Source organism: Actinoplanes sp. NPDC049668 (assembly GCF_044465445.1).
Classification (GTDB): Bacteria; Actinomycetota; Actinomycetes; order Mycobacteriales; family Micromonosporaceae; genus Actinoplanes.
Map to the genome: position 1 here is coordinate 447,988 of NZ_JBITLR010000009.1, position 26,182 is coordinate 474,169.

Below are 26,182 nucleotides of genomic sequence, written 5' to 3' on the forward strand. Positions count from 1 at the left end.
TCGGGTTCGACTCGCCGCCACCGGGCGCGCTTGCTGCGTACCATCATCGCCTCGCGGATCCGGAGCAGGCTGCCCAAAATAAGCGTGAAGACGGATCGGGCCTCGCGCATAGACCTAGGTGGAAGGTAACCCGAGGACAGGAGCTCGACGTTATGCTACGGCCCGATCACTCATGGCTGCGGTAGGTCAGGCAGCGGCCGAGACCAACGCCGACACCGACGCCGCGGTGATTCGCGCGTCGCTGGCGGATCCGGACCGGTTCGCGGCCATCTATGACCGGTACGCCGCGATGCTGTACCGGTACGCGTATCAACGGGTGGGTCCGGAGATCGCCGACGACGTGGTGGCGGAGACGTTCCTCGCGGCATTCCGCGGGCGGGCGTCCTACGACCTGGACCGCCGGGACGCCCGGCCGTGGCTGTTCGGCATCGTCACCCGGGAGCTGGCCGCCCACCACCGGCGGGAGCGGGCGCGCTACCGGGCGATGGCCCGCTCGACGCACGAGACGGTGCAGGACGGCCCCGCCGACCAGGTGGCGGCCAGGGTGGTCGCCGACGCGGCGCGGGGTCCGCTGGCCGCCGCGCTGGCCGACCTGGCGCCGGGCGACCGCGACGTGCTGCTGCTGGTCGCGTGGGGCCAGCTCAGCTACGACGAGGTCGCCGACTCGCTGAACATCCCCCAGGGCACCGTGGGTTCCCGGCTCAGCCGAGCCCGGCGCCGGGTCCGCTCGGCGCTGCGTGGCTTCGACCCGACCATGATCACAGAGGAGAGTCATGAAGTCTGACCTGTCCATTCTCGAGGACTTCGGGGCGAGCCTGGCCCCGCCGCAGGACCGGCCGCCGGCCGAGGTGCGCCACCGGGTGATGAACGCCATGCGGAGCCCGGCCCGCCGGCCGCGGCTGCTGCCGTCGCTGCGCGGCGTGCGCCTGGCCTGGCGGATCGGCACGCCCGCGGTCGCCGCCGCGGCCCTCGTCGTGGCGCTGGTCGCCGGGCAGCTGCCCGACGACAACACCCGTGGTCGGCCGGCGCCGCCCGTCGCGGCGAGGCCGGATGCCGGGCCGCCGGCCCAGCCGGACGCCGGGCAGGTGTTGCTGCTGGCGGCGCAGCACACCGCCGAAACCCCGGCGCTGGACGCCCGGCCTAACCAGTTCCTGTTCATCGACGCCGTGGAGGTCGAGTCGACGGTCGACCTGCGGGAGAACCGCGACGGCAAGATCGTTGCCGGCAAGCGCACGGTCTCCGGGCCGCTGCGCACCCGGACCTGGCTGTCGGTGGACGGCACCCGTGACGGGCTGGTCGTGCGAGGATCCGACCGCACCCACCTCGACGGCTGCAAGAACGGGCGGCAGGCGGAGACGATCGACCGGCCGGAGACCACGCCCAAGATCGCCTGCACGCCCGAGCCGGCCTACCAGCCCGGCCGCATCCCCACCGACCCGGACCGGCTTCACGCGTACGTCTACGAGATCGCCCGCGACCAGCCGGCGTGGGTGTCCATCGGCGCGCGGACGGACCGCAAGCCGCGTGGATTCGTGCGGCTCTCCGACGACCAGCGCGCGTTCTCCCAGATCGCCGAGATCCTCTACAAGAACCACTCGCCGGCCGTGCAGGAGGCCGCCTTCCGGGTCGCCGGGCGGATCCCCGGCGTTCAGCTGCGCCGCGACCTGGCCGACGCCGCGGGCCGCGCCGGCGTCGCGGTGACCCGTACCGAGGCGGGCACCCGCGAGGAACTGGTCTTCGACCCGACCACGTACACCTATCTCGGGCACAACCTCATCGGTGCCGAGTTCGACCTCAACGGCGCGGAGGTGGTCCCCTCGCTGGACAAGGCCAGGCGGATCGGCCAGGTCACCATGATGGGATCGGCGCCGAAGCCGGGCGAGGTCATCTACAAGTCCGCGCTGCTGCGGGTCGCCATCGTCGACAAGGCCGGCCAGCGCCCGTAACCGCACCCGGTGATTGCCCCGGCCGCCGGCCGGGGCATCGCACGACGACTGGACCAAGCCCTTCGACCATCAGCGTTGACGGTTCGATCGACCTCGATCGTCGCGCCGAGCGTGACTGGCCGATTGCGTGCGGGCTTCACAAAGCAAACCGCCCGGGTGAATTCCTTCCGAGCGGCTTCCGTTTTGGCTATTGAAGCGGAATATTCGTAAGATGCCTTACGGTAGGGTGGCCATTGGTGTGTGTCGATCCCGGCACACACTCTTTGCCAACAGTCGAGGTCAAGGCTCGATTCGAGTTCTCGCGTTCGTGGTCGAGTTGAACCCCAACGCAGGACTTGTTGAGTGTTCGTTAATGGTGTCGCTGTGCTTGCCGGATCCCGTGAAGCCGGTCAGTAGCCCGCGCCGCCCTCGCAGCACGAGATCCGGGTGGCATCGGCGACCCAGAGCCGGTTCGGTTCTCCGTCGCGCCTGGTCATGCGACCTGCTTCACGTAGCGGCGGCATGGCATCGTGACGGTGCCGCTGGCGTATCGTGCCTCGTATAGGAATCCTCCGTCGTCGGTCCAGCCGTTGCGCTCGTAGAACCGGCGGGCGCGGGCGTTGCCGGGCACTACGGCGAGCCAGGCCACCGGGTGTCCGCTACTCGCGACGAGCCGTTCCGCCTCGGCGAGCAGTGTGTCGGCGACGCCGCTGCCTCGATGAGCGGCGGCCACATAGACCTGTTCCACCTGGTCGCCGATGACCATGACGAAGCCGGCGACCTGGCTGTCGATCTGAGCCACGGTCGTGTCTGCGACATGCTCAGCGGCCCGTTTGCGGAAGGTATTGGCGGTGCGGAGGGCAACAAGTTCGTCAGGCACATTGCCAAGGTGTCCATCGCGCCAACCGGACTCCCAAATCATCGCGACTGCGGCAGCGTCGTTCTCGGTGGCGGGGCGCAGTTCGACCGGCATCCGCCGACCATACCGAAGCAGCTTGTGGCTCAGTCGGAACCGGCTGAAGGGTCGTCCCGGCACGTTCAGGTGATGCCGAGCAGGGCAAGCGGGAGGATGTTGCCGCGGCGCTGGCCCGGGACGACATCCGGTCCATGCTCGGCGCTATCCAGCGACGGACTGGACTAAGCGAACACCCATCTCTTTGACCGCGCTCTGACCTGGTGGCAAGGCTAAGTGAAACCATCGGTATCACGTATCCGGACTTCCCGCGATGAAGGATCGCTCTCGCACTTGGGTTCGGGGTGCTGGCCTGCGTTTTGGTCGCGAGTTCGGGTCGCACCTCGATCGGGCGGATTCGATGTTCACTAGTTCCGGACCCGCCTTGGGCGGTGGGAACATCGGCGGGTCTTGACGGGACCGTCTACGGTTCGGTCCCCACGCGCATCGACGCGTCAGCGTCAAGTAACAGCGCGACAACCGCTGCGACGTGCGGTGGGTCGCCGGCTAGGAGAACCATCCTCCTTCATCACAGCGACATGGGCTCGAACTACACGTCGTGCCGGTTCGTGAATCGCTTGTACGACAACGGGATCCTGCCCTCGATGGGCTCGGTCGGTGACTCCTATGACAACGCGCTGATGGAGTACTTCCGGCGGCTCCCCATGACGGCTGAGTCGGCGAGCCCCAGTTGGTCATGCGGGGGCTGCGGCGCCGATCAACGAGTCGTGGATCTCCCAGGCGAGCTTGCCGGCGCACCAGCTGTGATTGCCGAGGATAGCGACGTCCACGTCGAGGCCGGGGTAGTGGTACAGGCGGGCGCTGACGCCGTCCTCCTCGCCGGTGTGTCCCCAGCGGACCACGGTGTCGTGGTCGTCGAGGATGAACATGACTCCGTAGCTGTACTTCCATGTGTAGCCGCGGGTCCGCTCGTCCTGCTGTTTGACCTGTGGGGTGAGCATCCGACTGGTCAGCTCTTGCCCCAGCAGCAGCCCACCGCGCAAGGCCCGGTTGAAGGCGATGAGGTCGGCTGTGGTGCAGGTGGCCCCGCCGTCGGCGGCCCCCTCGGGCGTCGTCGAGTAGATGTTGCGTTTCCAGCCGGTGACGGCGCCGTCGGCGTCCGTGGGCGGAAGGTATCCCTCGGCGATGTGGGGCTCGACGTCGTCGAGGGCGACGAAACCCGCGCCGTGCATCCCTGCCGGCTCGAACACGTGCCGGCGGATGTGGTCGAAGTAGGTGTCTCCGGTGATCCGCTCGATCAGCATGCCGAGCAGCAGGTATCCGGCGCCGTTGTAGCTGTACCGCTCGCCGGGCGCGGACAGCGGCGGCTCGTGCGCGAACAGCGGCAGATAGTCCTCGTGGCGGCGTAGCAGGTAGATCGGTTGGCGGCGGATCAGCTCGGCCCAGTTCTTTTCCCAGTCGCCCGACTCGTCGAACCAATCGGCGATGCCAGAGGTCATCGTGAGGAGCTGCTCGACGGTCACCTCCGCGGGCAACGTCGTCCCGGATAGGTCGAGCATGGTGCCGATGCGGTCGCCGAGGCCGAACTGGCCCTGCTCGACGAGGCGCAGCACGGCGACCGCCGTGAACATCTTCGATATCGACGCCACCCGGAAACGCGTTTCTTGATCGTTGTGGACCTGCCACGCCCGATTGGCCAGACCGAATGACCCGCGATAGACCTCCCGGCCAGCCTGTTCGATGCGGATCGCGCCGGAGAAGTCCGGCAGTGTCGTGAGTTTCCGGTCGTCGAAGGCGAGATCTGTGGGCATTTGGGCACCCTATGCTTCGGCGATGCCGCGAGTCCTTGAGACGACGGTACCTAACCCACCGGCTGCGCGGCGGCGGATTCCCACCGGTGTTGCCGTGGATAAGCTCCTCGAGTGCACCCTGACCTGGAGGCGTGGGAGCCGTGGCACCCGGCGGTGGCCGCGCGGCGACTGGCCGGCCTGGCGGCGCCCTGGTACGTGGCAGGCGGCTGGGCGATCGACCTGTTCGTCGGTGGCCCGCCCCGGGTCCACGATGACCTTGAGATCGCCGTACCTGCCGGACGGTTCGCGCTGGTCCCGCCGCTGCTGCCTAACTGCGACTTCTGGGTGCCGCAGGGCGAGGGCAGGCTGGCGCCGATGACCAGCACGGCCCTTGCCGGCGAGTCGCACCAGACGTGGGTATGCCAGCGGTCGGCGGGCGTGTGGCGGCTCGACGTGTTCCGGGAGCCGCACGCGGGCGACACCTGGATCTGCCGCCGCGACGAGGCCAGGATCCAGCGGCCATATGCCGAGATCATCCGCTACACCACGGACGGGATCCCGTACCTGATTCCCGAGGTGGTGTTGCTGTTCAAGGCGAAGGCCGCCCGGCCCAAGGACGAGGCCGACCTCGCACGGGCGTTGCCGCTGATGACCTCGCCGCAGCGGGCGTGGCTGCGGAAGGCGCTAGAAGTGGTGCATTCGGGACACGCGTGGCAGCGGGCGTGCTGAGGTCACCGGTGTGGTTCCGCAGAAAGGCGACCGAGGCGGTACAGCAGCGAAGTACAGCAACTGACCGAACCGCACCGGTTCGTAGACAACCTTGCGCGACCGGCTGATCTCGCGGGATGCGTCCCAACCGTTGGGGTCCACGCCCGGCGGATAGGTCGACTCGGCGTGCAGGCTGTGGCTCATGCCGAGTTGCCCCCAGCAGAGCCACTCGGCCATCGTCATCCCTAGGCGATAGCTGAAGGCTCCTTTTGCCATGACTTCGGCGCCTCGTGAGTACACCTCGTTGGCTACTAGCGCGTATCGCGGTTCTCGAGTCGTGCTGGTGACCGGGATACGACGAAGGTATGCCTGCAAGGGTGCGCACTGGGACAGAATTTCGTGGCCAGCAAGATGAGGGACATGTGCGAGCCACCGCGATACGTCGCGGCCCACAGTGATTGCAGCTTGCAAGACAGCTCGCCACGACGTGGTGATGCGGTAGCTTCCGTCTTGGGCATGCCCATGTCAGGCCAGGGCGTCATCGCAGATGCAACCACGTTGGCTCGTGGCCGGCCCTGCACATCCATGGGACTGCTGTGTTTGACGAACACAGGCACGTCGAACGTGTCGTCGTACTGATCGGACCATCTACGGCGTCAGCTCCCGGATGCACGACGCAGTGTGGCATGCCCGCCGGGGCCGTGATGAAATGTCACCCGTACCGGTCACGCGGCACGATCTTATTCGTGGAGCGGATTGAGCTGCCCCCGCTTCGATGGAGTGGAACCTAGCTAGGCTGGCTCGACCAGGTGGTTTTGGTAGGCCAGGACTACGGCCTGGGTGCGGTCCTCCACGTCCAGCTTCATGATCACCCGGCAGACGTGGGTCTTCACAGTCGCCTCGGCCAGGAACAGCCGCTCGGCGATCTCCCGGTTGTTAAGGCCGTGCGCCATCAGTTGCAGGATCTCGCACTCGCGCGGGGTGAGCCGATCAAACCGCCCGGGCTTACGGGGTGCCGGGCCGGAGCGATGGGCCAGGTCGGCGATCACGCTGCGGGTCACTGCAGGATGCAGGTACGCGTTTCCGGCATGGATCTCCCGTATGGCGTTGGCGAGATCGGTAGGGACGCCGTCCTTGAGCAGGAACCCCGAGGCGCCCGCCCGCAACGCCGCGTACACCTGCTCGTCGTTGCTGAACGTGGTCAGGACCAGCACCTTGACGGTGTGCCCGCGGTCGGCCGTAAAGTCGTCGGCGGTGAGCTGTCGGGTAGCGCCCACCCCGTCCAGGTTCGGCATCTGCAGGTCCATGATCACGATGTCGGGCTGCAGTTCGCGGGCCAGATTTACGGCCTGTAGGCCGTCGGCGGCCTCACCGACCACCTCCATGCCTGCCTGAACAGACAGCAGCATCGCGATGCCGGCCCGGACGAGTGGCTGGTCGTCGGCGAGCACGATGCGGATGGTCGCGGCGTCCACGGCTGGACTCCCCATACCCGAGATTCTCGATCACGACGACCGGCCCGCGCAGGCGTTCGGGCGGCAACCGCGCCTGGCGTACGACCACGGCGGTACACGGCGGCCGCACAGCGCCGCCGCAGGTGGACGACCCCGACAGGGCCGGTGACACACGATGAGGTCAGTCGTTATCCGCGGCCACCTGATCCTCACCAAGGAGCCGACATTGCGCACCACCATCGCCACGTTTGCGGCCACCACCGTGCGGCGAATCTACTCGGTGTGGTTGGTCGTCACCGCGCTCGTGCTGTGCGGCACCGCATACCGCAACGAGTTCGGCTCGGGCGTGCTCGTCGCACTCGGGGCCACGATCACGTTCACCATTCTCACCGGCGCGATCGCGTACCACCGGGTGCGGGGTCGCGCTGAGGCGGAACGTACCCTGCGCCGTCGGGAGGCGGAGCTGCGTGGCTTCATCACGATGGCGAGCCACGACCTGAAGTCGCCGCTGTCTGTCATCTCGTCCCACCTGCAGATGCTGCGCGAGGACCACGGCCGGACCCTCGGTGCCGACGGTGAGCGGGGCTTGGCCGCGATGGATCGGGCGACCCGGCGCATCGACCGGCTGGTGGAAGGGCTGCTTGGGCATGCTCGGGCCGAAGCGTCCGCCCTCCGGCTCGCCCCCGTGGCGCTGGACGACATGGTCGCCGACGTGGTGACAGAGCGCGTCACCGCCGGCAACGGGACCCGCGTGGTGACCGACGGCCCGCTGCCGACCTTGACGGCCGACGCGGTGCTACTGCGCCACGTCATCGACAACCTGGTCGGCAACGCCCTCAAATACGCCCCCGCGGGAACCCGGCCGAACGTCACGGTCTCGGCCCGGCACCTCGCTGGCGAGGTGCGGATCGAGGTGGCCGACCGGGGCATCGGGATCCCGGAAGACGAGCGTCCGCGGATCTTCGACGAATTCCACCGCTGCGCCAACAGTCGCGGGTTCCAAGGCACCGGGCTGGGCCTGGCCATCTGCCGCCGGATCGTGGAGCGGCACGGCGGCCGGATCGGGGTCGAGGAGAACCCCGGCGGCGGCAGCCGATTCTGGTTCACGCTGCCCTGATTCCCCAGCCCACTCCTGTTCCATCAGAAAGGATGTCGTCATGAACCGGATCGGTCGTTTGCTGGTCGACCTGCTTCTCATCGCGCTGGTCGGGGTGACCAACCTCCTCACGCTGAGGGGCGTCCGCGAGCCCTGGGTAGTCGTTGTCCTGGTGACAGGTGGTGTCCTCAGCGTCACGTTCGTTGCGTTGCGCAAGCGGATGCCCGGTACGGCCTTCGTCGTCCAAGTCGTTTGGTGCACCGTCGCGCAGCTGCCGGGCGGTCTTACACCGGTACCCGCGCTGTTGGTCGGGCTTTACGCGGTGGCGGCCCGCCGGCCGCTGTCTTGGCTCTGGGCGGCGCTGGTCGCGTGTCTCCTACCGGCCACGGTGTACGCCGTCAACTGGGGTCTGCATCTCAACTCGCTCGCTGCGTCGTCTCAGTACGTCTTAAGCGCAGCAGATGTCGCCCTCGCCGCAATCGTTCAAACCATCTTCATGCTCATCGTGCCCGCGGCTGTGGTTGCGGCTACCGGCTACCGACTGCCGCGCGGCGCCGTGGCACGGCGCGCCGCGGCCGCCGAGGTAGAGGCCCGGCACGAGGAGCGGCTGGTCGTCGCCCGCGAGCTGCACGACATCGTCGCCCACTCGGTCAGCATCATGGTGCTGCAGGCGGCCGGCGCTCGCGGCGTACTCGACACCGATCCGGCCAGGGCGGCCAAGGCGCTCGACGTGATCCAGGATGCGAGCACCCAGTCGATGGACGAGCTGCGGCGGCTGCTGCACCTGCTACAGACCGACGGCGACGACGACAGCGACCGGCCGCTGCCCGGCATCGAGGCCATCGACATGCTGGTGACCCAGTCACGGGCCGGCGGCCTCCGAATAGAGGTGACGGTCGATGGCGAACCAGGCCAGCTAGACCCAAGCGTAAGCACCACAGCTTACCGGCTGGTGCAGGAGGCTCTGACCAACACCCGCAAGCACGCCGACGACAACGTCACCGCGACGGTGACCATAGCCTGGATGCCGGACGGACTGCACCTGACCGTCGAGGACCGCAGGGCCGCGCCCCGCACCGCCCCGGCCCGGCACGGCCTCTCCACCGGCCACGGCCTGCTCGGGCTCAGCGAACGGGTAGCCACGGTGGAAGGCACGCTCAGGGCGGAACCGACCCCGCACGGCTTCCTGGTGAGCGCGGTCCTACCGCTCGCCCGCCAGCCGATCTCCGGGGCGACCCGATGACCACAACGATGCCTCCCCGGCGGGTGCCGACCCGGTTGGCCGACCTAGCGGTACCTTCTATCTTCCTGCTCGCCGGCCTCTGGGCCGCGTTCGGGCAGACCGCTCCGTCCGGGTGGTCTGGCCTCCCGCCTGCGCCGACCTGGCTGGTCGTGGTAAGCGTCGTCGTGTACTCCGCTGTCCTGGTGCCGCGACGCCACTGGCCACTAACCGTGTTCCTGCTCCAGTTCCTGGTGTTCGGCGGGTCGCTGGCGTTGTCGCTGGCGTTCGGTTATCTGCTCACCTTCGCCTCGTACCCCGCGCTGCTGGTGGGTCTCTACTCCGTCGCGGTGCACCGGTCTAAGCGCGTGCTCATCTGGGCACTTGCCAGCTTCGTCCCGCTCTGCTGCCTTGTGTTTTACCACCTCCGGGCCCGGCCCTTCCTCGACATCGGAACTATGGACTTCGACGGCAGCGGGACCTACAACCCCAGCCCCGAGGTCCTGCAGGGCATCTACACCTTCCTCGCAACGCTAGGCGCCGTGATGCTGATGCTGGCCGCGCTGGTCGTCGCCGCCGTCGGACGGCGCCTGCCGCGGCGGGCGGCCGCCCGCCGCGAGGCGGCCGCCGCCATCGATGCCCGGCACGCCGAGCGCACCGTCCTCGCCCGCGAGCTGCACGACATCGTTGCCCACTCGGTGAGCGTCATGGCCTGGCACGCCGCGACCGCCCGGGACGCGATCGCCGCCGAGCCGCGCCAGGCGGCCGAGTCGCTCGAGGTGATCCAGGACGTCGGCAAGCAATCCATGGACGAACTGCGCCGCTTGCTGCACCTGTTGCGGACAGTCCCCGGCGAGGAGGCCGACGCGATCACCCACCCCGGGCTGGACAGCCTCGACCAGCTGGTGGCACAGTCCCGGGCCGCGGGTCTCCCGGTCGAGGTCGAAGGTGAGGGCGAGCCGGCTCGGCTAGACCCGAGCGTCGGCACGGCCGCCTACCGCCTCGTCCAGGAAGCGCTCACCAACACACGGCAGCACGCCGGCCCCAGGGCCCATGCCGCCGTGCGGGTCGTCTGGGGTGCGGACCGGGTTACCTTGACTGTGGACGACACCGGCACTACTCCGGCGACCGGTTTCCACCCGGGGCACGGGCTCGGCGGCCTGCGCGAGCGGGTCACCGCTGTCGGCGGCGAGTTAACGGCTGGCCCCACCGCCACCGGTTTTGAGGTCAAGGGAGTGCTGCCGACCGCACGTCAGCGAACGACCGCCAGCCGTTGGCGACGAGCCCGTTGATGCCGGGCAGTGCGGTGCCGTTCGTCCGCACAGCCGCCGGCGGGATGCTGTACCCAAGAGCCTCGGCCATGGCGGCAGCGAGCAGCGCGATAACAAGAGGTGTACTAGTTCCTCGGTGTTGTCGGCTTTGGAGGGCGAGTTGCTCTGACTGCACCTGGAGACTGGCACGAGCAGGCAACGCGGTACCAGCGACCAGATCCATCACCTGCTGCTGTACACCGACGGCTTGCTCGGGCCAGGATCCGTCGACGATTGCGCCAATCGGCTCGCCGAACGCGTCACCAGCGTCCACGATCCGGCAGTAACTCTCGAGCGGCTCGATTACAGCACTACGGCCGAAGAGGACGCCTGCGTCCTCATCGCTCGACGCACGGAATAGGACGACTCGTAGTCGGCAGGGCATCCCAACCAGGGAAGCCGGGCAACGCATCATGAGCGGCTGACCGCACGCATCGTCTGCGCCAGAGCTTGGCCACCGTCGAGCAGGTCGCCGCGCCCCACGTGCCCGAGCTAATGGAGGGGCGAATTACAGGATCCCAGTCGGTCACGCCTATCCGCCACGTAATCGCCGCTCAGCAAGCGCGTCGAGAACCCGGCCGCCGATACGGGTGATCCGCGCCGCCGAGGAGATCCACGAACGCGTCACCTGCTGTCGGCCCTTGGCGCGCACGCTACCGCCGTGACGTCACGCGGCGCCGCCTTAACGTTCCGCAGGCGCACTTTCCGGGCCAGCCCGTGCCTCGCCACGCCACAGTGGCCACGCCTTTCTGGTGCGGGGTACGCATCGGCGCGGTGACGGTCTTGGAGAACGCCACATCCTCGTCCTTGGCCACGCGGCGCGCCGCGATCCCCATTGATCTCAGGCTCCACGCAGCAGCCTGTGACCGGGTGGAAACGGCTACACGACACGAGTTTCCAGCCTCCGAGTCCACAAGCCACATTGACCGGCTAGCCGCAACCGGACGGCACCTGTCCGGGACCGGGACGCGCCACCACCGAACCGGATTGTTCCCCACACGCCCGGCCGACACCAACGGCCGAACAATGTGGAGGGAATCCGAAATGCGCATCAATCTGGCGAAGCCGCTGACCGTTCTGACCGCCCTGGCCGTGGGGGCTGGCATCGCGGTCGCCGGTACCACGGCCGCTCCGGCCGCTCCGGCCGAGGTTTGTGTCACCAACGACAACCTGGCGCCCTCATGTGGGGTGCTCTGGGGCGTCGCCGCCGGCGGCTTCACCGAGGTCCGCCGCGATGAGGCGCACCAGGACTGGGAGAAGCTGTCCGGCCGCACCGCGACCATCTTCCACACCTACCACAAGGGCGACGAGGTCTTCCCCAACAAGGCCGAGATAGCGATGGCCCGGGACAAGAACAACCCCCGGGTGCTGGCGTTGAATTGGAAGGTCGCCCACGGCGCCTCTTGGGCCAAGGTCGCCAAGGGGGAAAAGGATGCCCGGATCGACAGGCTCGCCGCGCATCTGAAGACGAACTTCCGGGAGAAGTTCTTCCTCATCCTTCACCACGAGCCGGAGAACGACGTCAACGCGCGCAAGGGTTCCGGGATGGAGGCGAAGGACTTCGCCGCCATGTACCGGCACACCATCCAGCGCCTCGAAGCCCAGGGCGTGACCAATGCGATCAGCGTGATGGCGTACATGGGTAACGAGAAGTGGATGGCCCAGCGGTGGTGGTCCGACCTGTACCCGGGTAGCGACGTCGTCGACTGGCTCGGCCTGGACTCCTACGTGAACGCGGAGAAGGGCTACCACCACGGCACGTTCGCCGACCTGCTCGACCGCAAAGCGAAGGGCGGTAGGGGTCTGGGCTGGTACGACTGGGCCACCACCACACACCCCGGCAAGCCCATCATGATCGCCGAGTGGGGTGTCTACCACCGCGAACACGTGCCCGCCGACAAGACCGTCGGCTACAACTCGGTGGTGCCGGAGCTGGTCAAGCGCCCCGGGATCAAAGCCATCGTCTACTTCGACACCAAGGACGACGAGAAGGGTAACCGCGACATCAGCATCGACTCCACCAGTAAGAACCTAGCCGCGTTCCGCAAGCTCGCCGCCGACCCGATCTTCAACGTCAAGATCGGCTAACCCGCACCACCACGCCCCATGAGCCGCCCGGCACCCAGCCGGGCGGCTCGCCCGCGCCCCGGACCAACGGTCTGCGCGGTGCCCAGCTGCCCCAGTTGCCAATGCAGGGTGATGGCCTCGACTGCCCCGCCGCGCAGCCCGGTCTCGTCGACTTCCAGCCCGACAGCTCTACCGTCGCGCTCGATCCGTTTCGCCCGCACGGTGCCGATGACGGTTCCGCCGAGAACCTTCCGCGCCCGCAGCCCGGCCACGTAGCCCAGCACCTCGTCGACGCCGACCTTGCCCCGCGCGACCGGCGACCCGGGCTCCTGCTTAAAGACGAGCGGCTGGTGATAGACGGCTTCCATGGCCCGGCGCAGCCCCTCGATTCGTTCGAGGGCGGCGGCGTCCGACGCGTCGATCTTGTCGATGTCGTCGTGGACGTCGGCGAAGGCGGCCCGGAACTCCCGTAACTCCCGCTCAAGACGCCCCACCGCGTCGAAATCGATCTCCGCCCGCGTGAGCATGCCGCTGGCCCACATGACAAGCCCGGGACGCTCACGGTTGGTAACAAGGGGTCGCAGGTTCAAATCCTGCCCCGACTGCTGGGCGCATGTGGTGGCCCGCCAACGGCCGGGTGGATGCGAGAAGGTTCAGTGCGAGGTAGCCGCGGCGCGGCGGACAGCCCTAGAACTCGCCGACTGCGGGGTTTGGGCCGGGGTCGTCGTGCCGGCGTTCCGGTGATTCGATGCCGAAGCCCCGCGCACCGGGTCCGTTGTCGGACCGGGTGTCGGGCGGGGCCGGGCGGGTGGCTCTCCGGCCCTGCTTGAGCTGGAGGATGGCGCCGCCCGCGCACACCCCGCCCAGGGCGAGCGCCAGCAGGCCGACCACGACGCGTTGCGCGATGGTGCCCTCGCCCGCACCGACGACGGTGACGGTGCCGGAGAAGACCAGGACGGCGCCGACCAAGAAGGCGGTGCCGATGAGAAGAAATCCGATGACTTCGGCGGCGAACGCTGTCCGCGACATGGCCGCCGTGCGTTGGCGTTCCATCTGTCGATGGTAGACACTGGCCCGTTCCGCGAACAAGACGAAGTGGGCCGAGTGTCATGACCGCCGATGAGGTGCACACGGTGCTGGACGCCCTGGCGTCCGTCGGGTGCCGGGCCTGGATCAGCGGCGGCTGGGGCGTCGACGCCCTGGTGGGTCGGCAGACCCGGGCGCACCGCGACCTGGACCTCGCGATCCCCGCCGACGGGGAGGGCGCGGCGCTGGACGTGCTCGGCCGGCTCGGCTACGTCATCGAGACCGACTGGCGGCCGGTCCGGGTGGAGGTCGCCGGCCCGCGGGGGCGGGTTGACCTGCACCCGCTGACGTTCGACGAGGCCGGCGACGGTCTCCAGGCCGGCCTCGACGGTGCTGTCTTCCGGTGGCCGCGCGCCGACTTCACCAGCGGCGTCATCGGCGGCCGCCGGGTCGACTGCATCTCGGTCGGTCGGCAGTTGCTGTTCCACGGCGGCTACGAACCCCGCGACGTCGACCGGGCGGACCTCGCCCTGCTGCGCCGGCTCGCGGGGGAGTGAGGTCAGGCCGCGACGACCCGGTGGCGGACCACGGCGTCGAAGAGGTAGCCGAGTTGATTGTGGACGGTGGTGTCCGGCTGGGTGTTGCCGCGCACGTCCGTGGCCCGGGCCAGCAGCACGTGCTCGCCCGCGGCGGGCCGCCAGTCGAGCTCCCAGCGCTGCCAGGCCGCGCCCTCGCTGCCGCCGACCTTCCGCGCCCGGCGCCAGTGGGTGCCGCCGTCGGTGCTGACCTCGACGTGGCGGATGGCGCCGCCCGCCGACCAGGAGCGGCCGCGTAGTCGGGTGTGCTCGCCGGCGGGTAGCTGGGCGTCCTGGTCCAGTTCGAACGCGCTCTTGATGACCTGCCGGTCGAACGGCTTGCCCTCGGCGGGGTGGTCCGCGCCGAAGAGCCGGTAGAACTGGGTGTTCCACGGCGAGAACAGCGGGGCGTCGGAGACCTCGATGCTGCCCAGCCACTTGATCGAGGCGATGCCGATCCAGTGCGGCACGATCAGCCGCACCGGCCGGCCGTGGTCGGCCGGCAGCGGTTCGCCGTTCATCTCGTACGCGAGCAGCACGTCGTGCAGCGCCTTGCGTACGGGCAGCGGGCGGTGCACCGGGCCGAGGTCGACGCCGCCGGTGACGAAGTTCGGGTCGAGGCCGGACGGCAGCACGTCGACCGCGTTGCGGCCCAGGCCGGCGCGCCGCAGGACGGTGGAGAGCCGCACGCCGCGCCAGCGGGCGACGCCGATGCCGCCGAGTTTCCAGGCGGTGCCGGACACCGTCTGGCCCTGCTGGCTGGTGAAGTAGCTGCGGCCGTTGCCCGCGCACTCCACGGCGGACGTGATCGTTTCGGACGGTAGGCGGCGCAGGTCGTCGTACGAGAAATCGACGGGGCCGTGTCGCAGGCCGGCGCCGAAGAGGCGCAGCCGCCAGTCCGCCGGGTCGATGATCGGGGTGCTGGTGTGGTTGCGGACGAAGAAGCGGTCGATCGGCACCAGGTAGCCCTGGTCGGCCATGGCCGACCAGCGCATCTCGGCGTTGGTGCCGAGGACGTTGAACAGCTCGGGCGGCAGGGGCTTGACGATCGGTCCGGCGGCGGCCCGCGCCGGGGCGCCGGCGGCGGTCGCGCCGACCAGGCCGGCGGCGCTCATCGCGGCGGTCAGCTTGAGCAGGTCGCGGCGGGAGAAGCCGCCGGCCTCGCCGGCCAGCCACTGGCGCAGCCGAAGCCGGTCGTAGGTGCCCTCGTCCAGCATCTCGTCCATCCTCTCCCGGTGCCCGCGGCGGCGGGTAACGAGCATGGTAAACCGATGGGCCAGATAGGAGAAGAGGTATGGCTGGCACTACCTTGAAACTCTGGCCAGTGTCCTGGTTCGCGCCGGCCGTGGCCGCCTAGCCTGCGGTGATGCGTGGTCACCTGGAGTCCTTGCGAGCCGCCGTGCTCGCCGCCCTCGCCGCGGCGCTCGTCGCGGCCTTCGTGGTCGGACCGCGCGCGCTCGCGGCTCTCGGGCCGGGCGGCGGCTTCGACGACGAGCGCGAGCTGTCGGCGGCACTGGGCGCGGAGTTTCCCGGGTACTGGCGCTCCGGCGGCCGGGATCTCCCGCCCGGCCTGGAGCGGGCGGTCGACTACTGGTTCCGCTACCACGTCGCGAAGGCCGTGTTCGCCGCGCTCCTGCTGATCGTGCTGGTGGCGCTCGGCGTCCTGCTCTGGCGGGCGTTCCTGAGGGGCGGCCGCGGACTCTTCCTCGCGCCGGCCGGCGTTGTCGTCGTCGCGCTCGGGCTGTTCGCGACGGTGGCGCTGATGGCCAACATCCAGGGTGCGGCGGCGCCCTTCGCCTCGGCGCTGCCGATGCTGGTGTCCGGCGGGGAGCCTGCCGGGGCGCTCGATCAGGCTCGGCAAGCCCTCGCCGGTGTCGAGAGTGGAGGAAAGCGAATCCCGCCTCCCCTTGCGGGGATGATCTCTGACTTCGCGCGGTTCCATCTGGTGCTCGCCGTGGTCGCCGCGGTACTGGCGGTCGCGCTCGCCGGCGTGAGCGTCGCATCGTGGCGCAGGTTCGCGACGACCGATCGGCGCGCCCGGCGCGTGGTGGGGTCCTTCGGTGTCCTGACGGCGGTGACGTCGGCGGTCCTCATGATCGTCGTCGTGGCGAACGCGGGCACCGCGGCGGATCCGGCGCCGGCGCTGCTGGCCTTCTTCGACGGCGGCTGGTGACCGGTCAGCTGCCGTCGGAGCCGATCTCCGGGGGGATCGCGAGCGGGTGGCGCTCGTCGTCGCGGGCGGCGACGCGCTCCATCTCCCGGACGTACTGACGGCGGGTGATCGCGGCGGCGACCAGCTGGGCGACCAGCACGCCCTCGAGGCTGCCCGGCTCGGGCCGGGATCCGGCCGCGGCCGGGCCGATCTGCTCGTGGGCCGGCCGGGCCTCCGGGTCCGGGGAGGTGTCCTGGACGATCAGCCAGATCGTGTACGCGCATGTACAGGCCACAAATGCCGTGAGCATCAGCAGGAACAGCATCGCCAGCACCTCCGGGCGTCCATTGTCAGGAGACGATGTGCATCTCGTGGCTCGTGCCGTTCAGGCGGCGCCCGCCGTCCGCGGTCACCGTCACGATGTCCTCGATGCGTACGCCGAAGCGGCCCTTCAGGTAGATGCCGGGCTCGATCGAGAAGCACATGCCGGGAACAAGCGTGTGCGTCTCGCCCTCGACCATGTACGGCGGCTCGTGGGTGGTCAGGCCGATCCCGTGGCCGGTCCGGTGGATGAAGTACTCGCCGTAGCCGGCGTCGTCGATCACCTTGCGGGCCGCGCGGTCGATCTCCTGGCAGGCGACGCCGGGCCGGACCGCCTCGAAGGCCGTCTGCTGGGCGCGGCGCACGATCTCGAAGACCTCGCGCTCCTCGTCGGACGGCGGGCCGACGTGCACCGTACGGGTGGTGTCCGAGCCGTAGCCGTCGCGCAGGCCGCCGAAGTCGAGGACGACCATGTCGCCCTCCCGCACGACGCGGTCGCTCATCTCGTGGTGCGGGTTGGCGCCGTTGGGGCCGGAGCCGACGATGGTGAAGTCCACCGTCTCGTGCCCGTGCTCGCGCAGGAACCCGGCCAGGTCCGCGGCGATCTCGCGCTCCTGGCGCCCGGCGAAGCGCACGTCGACGATCTGCCCGTACGCCGCGTCCGCGGCCGCGCCCGCGGCGGCGAGGCGGTCGATCTCCTCGGCGTCCTTGACCGCGCGCAGCATCGGCAGCGTGCTGGTCATCGACGTGTAGCCCGAGGAGGGCAGCGTCTCCTGGAGCGCGAGCAGGTGCATCGCCCACGCGTTGTCGGAGACGGCGTAGCGGCCCTTCGGGTCGAGCAGACGGGCGGTCTGGGCGTACGGGTCGGTGCCGTCGGCCCAGTCGGTCAGTGACACCGCCGACACGCCGTCGGCGCGCTCGGCGTCGCCGCGTTCCAGGGTCGGGACGATCATGGCGGGCTCGTGCCCGGCGCCGAGCACCAGCAGCGTGATCCGCTCGGTGATCGCGGTCGGCTGGTAGCCGGTGAAGTACACGAGGTCGGGCCCCGGCGTCACCAGCAGGCCGGTGAGGCCGGCGTCGGTCGCCTGCGCGACGGCGCGCTCCATCCGCTCGGTGAAGTCCTTCGGGGTGAACTGGCGTGCCGTCATCGGCGAACACCTCCGGTGCTGCGCGTGCGTCGTGGACCGCTCACTGGAAGGTCTGTCGCCGACATGGGTTCTCCTCGCCCCGGCCGTGGTCGGCATGCGGCCACGCCCGAGCACTCAAGGCCGGTCGTCGCGCCCGGCGGCGAGGCCGGATTCGGACACCGGCGCCCTTGCAGCCTCACGGCTGATCGGAAGCGCCAGCATCGCCCGCGACGGATGATTCAACCCGGGCGCCGTGCATCGGCGGCCGACGGCGCCTCGTGCGGAACGCCGGACGGGTCGGCCGGTCCGGTGAGCAGTGTGGGCCGGACGGTGTCCGGGCCGTTGTCCACCGCCGGGAGTCGCCGCCCGGCGATGGTGAGAAAGTCTCGGTGTTCAGCCCCTGTATATCAGCTTCGGCGGCGACGGGAGCCCCAAGCGCGGTGCTTGGTCCCGGCGGGCGTTGATCACCCGCACGGCTGCCTTCGGTTGGATCACGCCGCCCCCGCAGGCCGGCGGCGTGATACTGCAGCCCGGGGACCGATGTCGTGAGCTAACCCGCAGGGGATGAGGCGGGTTCCTTTTCGGCCGCCGATGATACCGCTGGACCGGCTGCCGGGGTTCTGGCGTCGGAGTGTTCGCAACGCCCGGTACGGCGGTGCGGCGTTCTGTTCAGGAGGCAGCATGAGTGCGATGGATGGGCCCGCCTCGGGGCCGGCGGCGACGCCCGCCCCGGCGGCGGGCGGCGGAGCGAAGACACCCGGCAAGACGGTCGCCTACATCTCCTGGATCGCGCTGGCGTTGATGACCACCAGCTCGGTCGCCAGCCTCCGGCCCTCGCCCACGATGGCGGTGTACGGCCTGGCCAGCATCTTCCTCTACGTGGTTCCGGCGCTGGTGTTCCTGCTGCCGACCTCGCTGGTCTCCGCGGAGCTCGCCTCCGGCTGGAAGGGCGGCGTCTACAACTGGGTCAGCCTCGGCCTCTCCAAGCCGATGGGCTTCCTGGCCATCTGGTGCCAGTTCGCCATGACCATCTTCTACTACCCGAGCCTGCTCGGCTTCGTGGCCAGCACCCTGGCGTACGTGATCAACCCGGATCTGGCCACCAGCGGCGTCTGGACCGCGATCGTGATCATGGTCTGCTACTGGACCGGCGTGTGGGTCTCGTCGCGGGGCACCAGCTCGGTGGCCGGCCTGGCCAGCGGCGGCCTGATCATCGGCACGCTGGTGCCGGGCACGCTGCTGGTGCTCCTCGGCATCGTCTTCCTCGGCCAGGGCAACGAGTCGGCGGCGCCGATGACGGCCGACAACCTGCTGCCCGCCTGGGCCGGCCTGTCCAGCCTGGTGCTGATCGTCAACAACTTCCTGTCGTACTCCGGCATGGAGATGAACGCGGTGCACGTGTCCTCGCTGAAGAACCCCGGGCGCGAGTTCCCCCGGGCGATGTTCCTCGCGATGGGTCTCGTCCTGCTGATCTTCATCCTGCCCGCGCTGGCCATCAGTTGGATCGTGCCGGCCGAGCAGCTCTCCCTCACGGCCGGCGTCATGCAGGCCTTCGACGCGGTGTTCGCCGAGTTCGGCACGCAGTGGCTCACCCCGATCCTCGGCATCATGCTGGTGGCCGCGTCGCTGGGCGGCATGCTCACCTGGCTGGCCGGCCCGTCGCGGGGCCTGCTGCTGATCTCCCGCCAGGAGGGCTACCTGCCGCCCTTCCTGCAGCGGCTCAACAAGCACGGCGTGCAGCAGAACATCCTGGTGACCCAGGGCGCGGTCACCACCGTCATCGCGCTCGCGTACGCGTTCATCCCGGACGTCTCCAGCGCGTACTGGATCTTCTCGGTGATCACCACCCAGGTCTACCTGATCATGTACCTGCTGATGTTCGTCGCCGCCGTGCGGCTGCGGCGCAGCCACCCCGACCACCCGCGCGGGTACCGGGCGCCGATGCTGACCGCGCTCTGCGGCATCGGCTTCGCCGCCTCGCTGGCCGCGCTGCTGATCGGGTTCATCCCGCCGTCGCAGTTCGGCTCCGGAAGCGTCGGCTTCTACCTGGTGGTCGTCGCCGGCGGCGCGCTGGGCCTCGGCCTGCTGGTGCCGTTCCTGTTCTACAAGTTCCGCAAGCCGTCCTGGAAGATGGCGTCCACGGATGAGGAGTCGCTGGCATGAAACCCTCTGTCGCGCACACGAGTCATCGCACGGTCTACCTCATCTTCGGCGTCGCGTTCCTGGTGCTGGCCGGAACCGCGCTGCTCACCTTCCAGGGCGCCCAGGAGAGCCGCGAGGCCGACGCGAAGGCCGACCAGCTGATCAGCGAGCTCACCGCGGCCGGCGCGCGCGCACCGTCGCGGGAGCAGATCACCCGGGTGCTCGGCGACGACGGCGGCGCGATCTGCGCGAACGCGGACGAGGCGCTCAGCCGCGGCGTGCTCTACAGCCAGATCACCAACGGCGCCGCCGGCCCGGGCCAGCGCCCGGTCATCGCCGACAGCAAGATCGTCCAGGGCCAGCTGCTCATCATGAAGGTCTACTGCCCGGACAAGGTCGCGGAGTTCCAGGAGATCGTGGACGATCTCGAGTTCGACGACGTGGCCACCCGGTGACCGCCGTGGAGCTCCGCCAGCGGGTCGCCGACCTGATGGGCAAGGCGCGCAGCGACCTCGCCGAGCTGGTGGCCATCCCGTCGGTCGCCGACCCCCGGCAGTTCCCGCCCGAGGAATGCGCGCGGGCGGCCCGATGGGTGGCCGACGCCTTCACCTCCGTCGGCTTCACAGGCATGGGCCTGCACGAGACCGCGGACGGCAGCTCCGCGGTGTTCGGCGAGCGCCCCGGCACCGACCGGGACGCGCCGACGGTCCTGCTGTACGCGCACTACGACGTCCAGCCGCCGCTGGACGAGGCGGCCTGGCGCACCCCGCCGTTCCAGCTGACCGAGGCCGGCGGCCGCTGGTACGGCCGGGGCACCGCGGACTGCAAGGGCAACATCGTCATGCACCTCACCGCGCTGCGCGCGCTCGAAGGCCCGGTGCCGGTGAACCTGAAGGTCATCGTGGAGGGTTCGGAGGAGCAGGGCACCGGCGGCCTCGAGGACTTCGTCGTGCGCCACCCCGACCTGCTGCGCGCCGACACGATCCTGGTGTGCGACACCGGAAACGCGGCGGTCGGGCTGCCGGCCGCCACCGTGACGCTGCGCGGCATGGTCAACGTCGTGGTGACGGTCGAGGCGCTCGCCGGGGAGCTGCACTCCGGGATGTTCGGCGGCGCCGCGCCGGACGCCCTCGCGGCGCTCGTGCAGATCCTGGCGACGCTGCGCGACCAGGCGGGCAACACCACCGTCGCCGGCCTGGACCACACTCAGACGTGGACCGGCCAGCCGTACCCCGCCGATCAGTTCCGGGCGGACGCGGCGCCGCGCGACGGCGTCAAGCTGCTCGGCGACGGCACGGTGTCGGACATGATCTGGGCCCGGCCGGCGCTGACCATCCTGGGCATCGACTGCCCGCCCGTGGTCGGCTCGGCGGCGGCGATCCAGCCGCGCGCCCGGGCCCGGCTCAACCTGCGGGTGCCGCCGGGCACGGACGCCGTCAAGGCGCAGGACGCGCTCATCGCGCACCTGCAGGCGGTGGCGCCGTGGGGCGTACACGTCAATGTGGAGAGTGAGGCCGTCGGCCAGCCGTTCGAGGCGCGCACCGGCGGCCCCGCCTACCAGGCGCTGTCCGCGGCCATGAACGAGGCCTACGGCCGGCCGATGACCACGCTGGGGCAGGGCGGTTCCATCCCGCTGTGCAACGTCTTCGCCGACACCTACCCGGACGCGGAGATCATCCTGATGGGCGTGGAAGAGCCGCAGGCGCTGATCCACGCACCGAACGAGAGCGTCGACCCGCGCGAGATCGCCGACATGGCCCTCGCCGAGGCGCTGTTCCTGCAGCGGTACTCCGGCGGTCGTTAGCACCGGGCCGTCGGAGGGAGCAGCCTGTGCCCAACGCCCGTACCGACACCGTCGAACTGCTGGACGCGCTGACCGACCTGCTGCTGCGGTGGAGCTACGAGGGCACCACCGGCGCCGAGCGCATCGTCAGGGACGTCGCGCGGCGCTACGGCGTCGACGACGTCGACGTGGTCTTCCTGGCGGACGCCGCGGTCGTCACCGTCGGCGGGCACACCATCGCCCGCTCCGCGATGCCGATCGTCCCGCCGCTGCACCAGGTCTCGGAGCTGAAGCGGCTGCTCGCCACGATCGACGAGGGGCGGCTGACCGCGGCGGAGGCGACCCGCCGGCTGGCCGCCCTGCAGCGCCTGCCCACGCGCTTCGGGCGCGGCGCTCGGGTGCTCGGGATGGCGCTGTTCAGCGTCGGGTTCGGCATCTCCGTCCAGGCGACCTGGCAGGAGGTCGTCGCGTCCGCCGTACTCGGCCTGCTCGTCGGCTGCCTGGTCGTCGCCGGCGACGACCGGCCGCGCCTCGCGCTCGTCACGCCGTTCGCCGCGTCCGTCGCGGTGTCCGCGCTGGTGCTCGTGGCGTACCGGGAAGGCTGGATCGACGGCGGGCCCATCCAGCTGATCATCCCGGCCCTGTTCTACTTCATCCCCGGCGACGCGCTCTCCGCCGCGATGCTGGAGCTGGCCGGCGGCCGGGTCACCGCCGGCGCGTCGCGGCTGACCTCCAGCATCGCCTCGCTGCTGCTGCTGGGCTTCGGCGCGCTGGTCGCGACGGTGCTGGTCGACGTGCCGCAGGGCGCCCTGTTCGACGTCGACGTCGCGGGCAACCTCGGGCCCGTCGTGGTGGCGCTCGGCTGGGTGATCTTCGCCCTCGGCGTGCTGCTGACGTTCTCGATGGCGCCCGGCGACTTCGGGTGGGCGCTGTCGTTCGTGCTCGGCACCGCCGCCGTCGCCGCGCTGGCCGGCGCCGCCGCCGGCGACGAGGTGGGCACGTTCGTCGGCGCGACCGCGATGACCAGCGCGGCGCTGCTGCTCGGGCGCCGGCGGCGCTTCCCGCCGCCGTACGTGCTGTACCTGGGCGCCTTCTACGTGCTCACCCCGGGCTCGCACGGACTGCGGGGGATCGAGAGCTGGATCGGCGGCCATCCCGTACGGGGGGTCGCCAGCCTCGCCGACATGCTCGCGCTGCTCGCCGCGATCGGCATCGGCATGCTGATCGGCGCCGCCGCCGTGCGCCGCCCGCTCGCGGCCGGGACCTGACGTGTCCGGACCCGCCGACGGTCACCAGGCGTTCCTGCTCGAGCTCGGGCGGATGCTGAGCCTCGCGGGCACCGCCGTCACCGAGACGCAGGAGCGGCTGGCCGTGATCGCCGCCGCGAACGGCATCCACGACGTGCGGATCATCGTGTTCCCGACCGCCCTGATGATCGCGACCGGCGCGACCGGGAGTACCACCATCGACGCGATACCGCAGAGCACCGGCGCGCTGCGGCTCGACCAGATCTCCGCGCTCTACGAGGTGGTCAAGCTGGCCGAGGCCGGCGACCTGGACCCGGCCGAAGGGCTGGCCCGGCTGCGGGCCGTCCGCTCCATGCGGCCGCGCTACGGCCATGCCGCCACCGTGCTCGCGCACATGGTGATGACCGTCGGGCTCTGCCTGATCCTTCAGCCGACGCCGGTCGACGTGGCGATCGCCGCCGTCTTCGGCGCCCTGGTCGGCAGCCTCACCCCGTTCGCCCGCCTGCCCGGCACCCCGGGCATCCTCGCCCCGGTCGTCTGCGCGGCGCTCGTCGCGGCGCTCACCCTCACCGCCGTGGAGTACGGCTTCGCCGATCCGGGCCTGCAGATCCTGGTCGCCGCGCTCACCACGTTCCTGCCCGGTGGCATCCTCGCCACCGCGACCGTCGAGCTGGCCTCGGGGGAGATGGTCGCCGGGGCCAGCCGGCTGGTCTTCGGCGGCCTGCGCCTGGTGCTGCTCGCGTTCGGCATCGTGGCCGGCGCGGAGCTGGCCGGCCTGCCCGGCGCCGACGCGCTCACCGAGACCCCGGGCGGCGCGCTGGGCTGGTGGGCGCCGTGGCTCGGCGTGGTGCTGTTCGGGCTCGCGGTCGGCGTCTACTTCTCCGCGCCGCGCGGCACCATGCGCTGGGTCCTGCTGGTCCTGCTCACCGCCTGGCTCGGCCAGATCGTCGGCGAGCGGCTCGTCGGCGCGACCGCCAGCGGCTTCTTCGGTGCGATGGCGATGACGCCCGTCGCCCTCGCGGTCGCCCGGCTGCGCACCGGGCCGCCCTCGCAGGTCACCTTCCTGCCCGCGTTCTGGCTGCTGGTTCCGGGTGCGATCGGCCTCATCGGCGTCACCGAGGTGCTCGCCGACCCGGCCGCCGCCGGCATCGAGGCGCTGATCGAGCCGCTCGCCTCTATCGTCGCCATCACGCTCGGCGTCCTCTGTGGCGCGTCCACCTACCGTGGGGTGGCCGCGGCCCTGTCCGGCGTCCGGATCAAGTGAGGCCGGGGCGAGCCCGCCCCGGCCTCACTCACTCACACCGGGCCCGGGCCGCCTGGACCGCCCCGGCCATCGTCATATCCGTATCCGGGTCCACCTTGCGGGCCGCCGTATCCCGGTCCGCTCTGCGGGCCGTATCCCGGCTGGGGCTGGCCGCCGAGCGCCGCGGAGAGCGTCCGCACGATGTCGTCGACGCGGGGCCGCAGCAGCTGCCACTCCCGCCCGGTGGCGAGGGCCTCGTTCTCGGCGTCGACGCCGGAGATCAGGTCCTGCAGGAGCACGCCCACCTGCCCGGCCCGCTGCCGCTGCTCCTCGCCGGGAGCGGCCGCGGCGTGCTGACCCCACCGGGCCGCGAGCTCGGCGAGCTCGGCCCGCACCGGCGGCCAGGCCAGCGCGCGATCGGCGGCGGTCGTCGTGGTCAGGATCGCCGGCAGCCGTACGCCGACGACGGCGCGGCTGTCCGCCGCCAAAGCCTCGGCGGCGACCTGCCAGTCCTGCTTGCGCCGCGACCGCCAGACCACCAGCGCGCCGACCACGCCGGCGGCCAGCAGGATCATCAGGAACCAGAAGACCGGCCCGAGGTCCGAGGTGTCGGAGGCCGTCGAGGTCACCGGCGCGGCCGAGGCCGGGGTGGGCTCCGGCGCCTCGGTCGTCGGCGCCTCGGTCGTCGGCTCGGTCGTCGGTTCCGTCGTGGCCGGCGCCCGGGTGGTCGTCTGCGTCTTCGTCGGCTCGGCCGGCTCGGTGGTGGCCTCGGCCGTGGTCCGGTCCGGCGTCGCGGTCCTGGTGGGGCGGGTCGGCTCCTCAGTCTCCTGTGCGGTCGCCTCGCCGGTCGGTTCCTCCGGTTCGGTGGTGCGGGTGCGCTCGGTCCGGGTCGGCGTCGGCCGCTCGGTCGGCTCCTGCGCCGACGGCCGGGCCGACGGCGGGTTCGGTCTGTTCTCCCCGTCGCCGCAGGCCACCGGGCCGAACAGCAGGCCGAGCGCGACGGCCGCGAGGACCGCAGCGCCGGGCCGTCGGCCGTTGGGTGAGATTCCCATGTGTGGTCCCCTCGTCGCTAAACGTCGGACAAACCCCGCATCGACGTTAGGCGCGGCGGCCCGGCGCGTGATCCTCCGCAACGGGTGACGTCCGGCGTACGCGGGGCGCCATCCCCATGGGGTGAGGCCCTCCGCCCCAGGTTGGGCGACGATGCGGGGGTTTGGTCCGTCTTGGTGAACGGAGAGAGCCATGTGTCGCTGGCTGGCGTACTCGGGATCGCCGATCCTGCTGGAGGAGCTGCTCTACAAGCCGCAGTACTCGCTGATCAACCAGAGCCTGCACTCGCGCCTCGGCGTCGAGCCGACCAACGGCGACGGCTTCGGCGTCGGCTGGTACGGCGTCGACCGCACCCTCGACGCGGCCCTGTTCCGCGGCATCGGGCCGGCGTGGGGCGACCAGAACCTGCGCGAGATCGCCACGCACATCTCCTCGCCGCTGTTCCTGGCGCACATCAGGGCGAGCACCGGCACGCCGGTACAGCAGACCAACTCGCACCCCTTCCGGCACGGCCGGTGGATGTGGGTGCACAACGGCGCGATCCGGGAGTTCCACAAGGTCAAGCGGGACCTGGTGCTCGCGGTCGACCCCGCGCTGTACACCAGCATCGCCGGCTCCACCGACTCCGAGGTGATGTTCTACCTCGCCCTGACCTTCGGCCTGCGGGAGAACCCGGTCGAGGCCGTGGAGCGGATGGTGGGTTTCGTGGAGGCGACCGGCCGGCGGTACGGAGTGGAGTATCCGATCCAGATGAGCGTCGGCACCACCGACGGCGACCGGTTGTGGGCCTTCCGCTATTCCAGCGAGGGGGAGAGCCGTTCGCTGTTCTTCAGCACCGACATGACCGCGCTGCGCGAGCTGCATCCGGAGGTGGAGGCGCTGCGGCACGTCTCGGCGGAGACCCGCATCGTCGTCTCGGAGCCGCTCGGCGAGCTCGTCGGCGCCTGGCAGCCCGTGCCGGAGTCGAGCTATGGCGTCGTCCAGAAGGGTGCGGACCTACTGGCGCCGTTCAAGCCGATCACGCCCTGACCAGG

The 26,182-nt window shown here is 70.4% G+C and carries 24 protein-coding genes and 1 pseudogene; 16 read left to right on the forward strand and 9 right to left on the reverse strand.

The annotated features are described in order from the left end of the window. The first annotated feature begins 172 nt into the window (after positions 1-172). Positions 173-784, forward strand: coding sequence for an RNA polymerase sigma factor (locus tag ACIBSW_RS35520; protein WP_354720492.1), 612 nt, complete (start codon positions 173-175; stop codon positions 782-784). Beyond that, the gene (locus ACIBSW_RS35525; RefSeq protein WP_354720494.1) at positions 774-1,946 is read left to right on the forward strand and encodes a CU044_5270 family protein; all 1,173 of its coding nucleotides are present in this window, start codon (positions 774-776) and stop codon (positions 1,944-1,946) included. The genes ACIBSW_RS35520 and ACIBSW_RS35525 overlap by 11 nt, the downstream gene beginning before the upstream one ends. Before the next feature lie 472 nt (positions 1,947-2,418). Here ACIBSW_RS35525 and ACIBSW_RS35530 read toward each other — a convergent pair whose 3' ends face one another. Beyond that, positions 2,419-2,898 carry a GNAT family N-acetyltransferase gene (locus ACIBSW_RS35530; RefSeq protein ID WP_354720496.1) on the reverse strand — a complete coding sequence of 160 codons (480 nt, stop codon included), beginning with the start codon at positions 2,896-2,898 and terminating at the stop codon, positions 2,419-2,421. A gap of 500 nt (positions 2,899-3,398) precedes the next feature. Here ACIBSW_RS35530 and ACIBSW_RS35535 point away from each other — a divergent pair. Continuing rightward, positions 3,399-3,524 (forward strand): annotated as a pseudogene (locus ACIBSW_RS35535) (IS3 family transposase); the annotation flags it as partial. A gap of 48 nt (positions 3,525-3,572) precedes the next feature. Here the strand turns inward: ACIBSW_RS35535 and ACIBSW_RS35540 are convergent. Further along, on the reverse strand, positions 3,573-4,649 hold the full coding sequence (locus ACIBSW_RS35540; protein WP_354720498.1) for a serine hydrolase domain-containing protein: 1,077 nt from the start codon (positions 4,647-4,649) through the stop codon (positions 3,573-3,575). Between the two features lie 111 nt (positions 4,650-4,760). On the opposite strand from ACIBSW_RS35540, the gene ACIBSW_RS35545 reads away from it, so the two are divergent. Next, positions 4,761-5,357, forward strand: coding sequence for a nucleotidyltransferase domain-containing protein (locus ACIBSW_RS35545; protein WP_354720500.1), 597 nt, complete (start codon positions 4,761-4,763; stop codon positions 5,355-5,357). 770 nt (positions 5,358-6,127) lie between these two features. On the opposite strand, the gene ACIBSW_RS35550 is transcribed toward ACIBSW_RS35545, so the two are convergent. Then, positions 6,128-6,826, reverse strand: coding sequence for a response regulator (locus ACIBSW_RS35550; RefSeq protein ID WP_404799554.1), 699 nt, complete (start codon positions 6,824-6,826; stop codon positions 6,128-6,130). A 139-nt stretch (positions 6,827-6,965) separates the two neighbouring features. Here ACIBSW_RS35550 and ACIBSW_RS35555 point away from each other — a divergent pair, with 139 nt between their 5' ends. From ACIBSW_RS35555 to ACIBSW_RS35570, 4 genes are all read left to right on the forward strand, one after another. Next, on the forward strand, positions 6,966-7,907 hold the full coding sequence (locus tag ACIBSW_RS35555; RefSeq protein WP_354720504.1) for a HAMP domain-containing sensor histidine kinase: 942 nt from the start codon (positions 6,966-6,968) through the stop codon (positions 7,905-7,907). A 40-nt stretch (positions 7,908-7,947) separates the two neighbouring features. Continuing rightward, positions 7,948-9,129, forward strand: coding sequence for a histidine kinase (locus ACIBSW_RS35560; RefSeq protein ID WP_354720506.1), 1,182 nt, complete (start codon positions 7,948-7,950; stop codon positions 9,127-9,129). Positions 9,130-9,338: 209 nt separating this feature from the next. Beyond that, positions 9,339-10,397, forward strand: a complete 1,059-nt coding sequence (locus ACIBSW_RS35565; protein ID WP_404799555.1) for a sensor histidine kinase — start codon at positions 9,339-9,341, stop codon at positions 10,395-10,397. A 1,062-nt stretch (positions 10,398-11,459) separates the two neighbouring features. Beyond that, complete coding sequence (locus ACIBSW_RS35570; protein WP_354730244.1) at positions 11,460-12,503, forward strand: glycosyl hydrolase; 1,044 nt, start codon at positions 11,460-11,462, stop codon at positions 12,501-12,503. On the opposite strand, the gene ACIBSW_RS35575 is transcribed toward ACIBSW_RS35570, so the two are convergent. Both ACIBSW_RS35575 and ACIBSW_RS35580 read right to left on the reverse strand, forming a co-directional pair. Next, complete coding sequence (locus ACIBSW_RS35575; RefSeq protein ID WP_354730242.1) at positions 12,500-13,009, reverse strand: hypothetical protein; 510 nt, start codon at positions 13,007-13,009, stop codon at positions 12,500-12,502. The two genes, ACIBSW_RS35570 and ACIBSW_RS35575, sit on opposite strands and share 4 nt — an antisense overlap. A gap of 160 nt (positions 13,010-13,169) precedes the next feature. Beyond that, positions 13,170-13,535, reverse strand: coding sequence for a hypothetical protein (locus ACIBSW_RS35580; RefSeq protein WP_354730240.1), 366 nt, complete (start codon positions 13,533-13,535; stop codon positions 13,170-13,172). A gap of 56 nt (positions 13,536-13,591) precedes the next feature. On the opposite strand from ACIBSW_RS35580, the gene ACIBSW_RS35585 reads away from it, so the two are divergent. Next, a complete protein-coding gene (locus ACIBSW_RS35585; RefSeq protein ID WP_354730238.1) occupies positions 13,592-14,065 on the forward strand; it encodes a nucleotidyltransferase domain-containing protein in 474 nt (157 codons plus the stop codon). A 2-nt stretch (positions 14,066-14,067) separates the two neighbouring features. Here the strand turns inward: ACIBSW_RS35585 and ACIBSW_RS35590 are convergent, their stop codons facing one another. Next, positions 14,068-15,345, reverse strand: coding sequence for a sulfite oxidase (locus tag ACIBSW_RS35590; RefSeq protein ID WP_354730236.1), 1,278 nt, complete (start codon positions 15,343-15,345; stop codon positions 14,068-14,070). A gap of 104 nt (positions 15,346-15,449) precedes the next feature. On the opposite strand from ACIBSW_RS35590, the gene ACIBSW_RS35595 reads away from it, so the two are divergent. Further along, a complete protein-coding gene (locus tag ACIBSW_RS35595; protein ID WP_354730234.1) occupies positions 15,450-16,256 on the forward strand; it encodes a hypothetical protein in 807 nt (268 codons plus the stop codon). Between the two features lie 4 nt (positions 16,257-16,260). Here ACIBSW_RS35595 and ACIBSW_RS35600 read toward each other — a convergent pair whose 3' ends face one another. Further along, positions 16,261-16,560: a hypothetical protein gene (locus ACIBSW_RS35600; protein ID WP_354730232.1), complete on the reverse strand. Its 300-nt coding sequence runs from the start codon at positions 16,558-16,560 to the stop codon at positions 16,261-16,263. Between the two features lie 25 nt (positions 16,561-16,585). Further along, the gene (locus ACIBSW_RS35605) at positions 16,586-17,704 is read right to left on the reverse strand and encodes an aminopeptidase P family protein (protein ID WP_354730230.1); all 1,119 of its coding nucleotides are present in this window, start codon (positions 17,702-17,704) and stop codon (positions 16,586-16,588) included. Positions 17,705-18,364: 660 nt separating this feature from the next. Here ACIBSW_RS35605 and ACIBSW_RS35610 point away from each other — a divergent pair. From ACIBSW_RS35610 to ACIBSW_RS35630, 5 genes are read left to right on the forward strand one after another with little or no spacing between them, the layout of a single operon-like run. Continuing rightward, positions 18,365-19,846, forward strand: a complete 1,482-nt coding sequence (locus ACIBSW_RS35610; protein ID WP_354730228.1) for an APC family permease — start codon at positions 18,365-18,367, stop codon at positions 19,844-19,846. Continuing rightward, positions 19,843-20,280, forward strand: a complete 438-nt coding sequence (locus ACIBSW_RS35615; protein ID WP_404799556.1) for a hypothetical protein — start codon at positions 19,843-19,845, stop codon at positions 20,278-20,280. Before ACIBSW_RS35610 ends, ACIBSW_RS35615 begins: the two co-directional genes overlap by 4 nt. Continuing rightward, positions 20,277-21,629: a dipeptidase gene (locus ACIBSW_RS35620; protein WP_354730733.1), complete on the forward strand. Its 1,353-nt coding sequence runs from the start codon at positions 20,277-20,279 to the stop codon at positions 21,627-21,629. Before ACIBSW_RS35615 ends, ACIBSW_RS35620 begins: the two co-directional genes overlap by 4 nt. Before the next feature lie 26 nt (positions 21,630-21,655). Then, a complete protein-coding gene (locus ACIBSW_RS35625) occupies positions 21,656-22,876 on the forward strand; it encodes a threonine/serine exporter family protein (RefSeq protein ID WP_354730735.1) in 1,221 nt (406 codons plus the stop codon). Position 22,877: 1 nt separating this feature from the next. Further along, positions 22,878-24,119, forward strand: coding sequence for a threonine/serine exporter family protein (locus tag ACIBSW_RS35630; RefSeq protein ID WP_354730737.1), 1,242 nt, complete (start codon positions 22,878-22,880; stop codon positions 24,117-24,119). A 32-nt stretch (positions 24,120-24,151) separates the two neighbouring features. Here ACIBSW_RS35630 and ACIBSW_RS35635 read toward each other — a convergent pair whose 3' ends face one another. Continuing rightward, positions 24,152-25,150, reverse strand: a complete 999-nt coding sequence (locus ACIBSW_RS35635) for a hypothetical protein (RefSeq protein ID WP_404799557.1) — start codon at positions 25,148-25,150, stop codon at positions 24,152-24,154. A 190-nt stretch (positions 25,151-25,340) separates the two neighbouring features. On the opposite strand from ACIBSW_RS35635, the gene ACIBSW_RS35640 reads away from it, so the two are divergent. Then, entirely contained in the window at positions 25,341-26,177 is an 837-nt protein-coding gene (locus ACIBSW_RS35640) for a class II glutamine amidotransferase (RefSeq protein ID WP_354728188.1), read from the forward strand. Positions 26,178-26,182 lie beyond the last annotated feature (5 nt).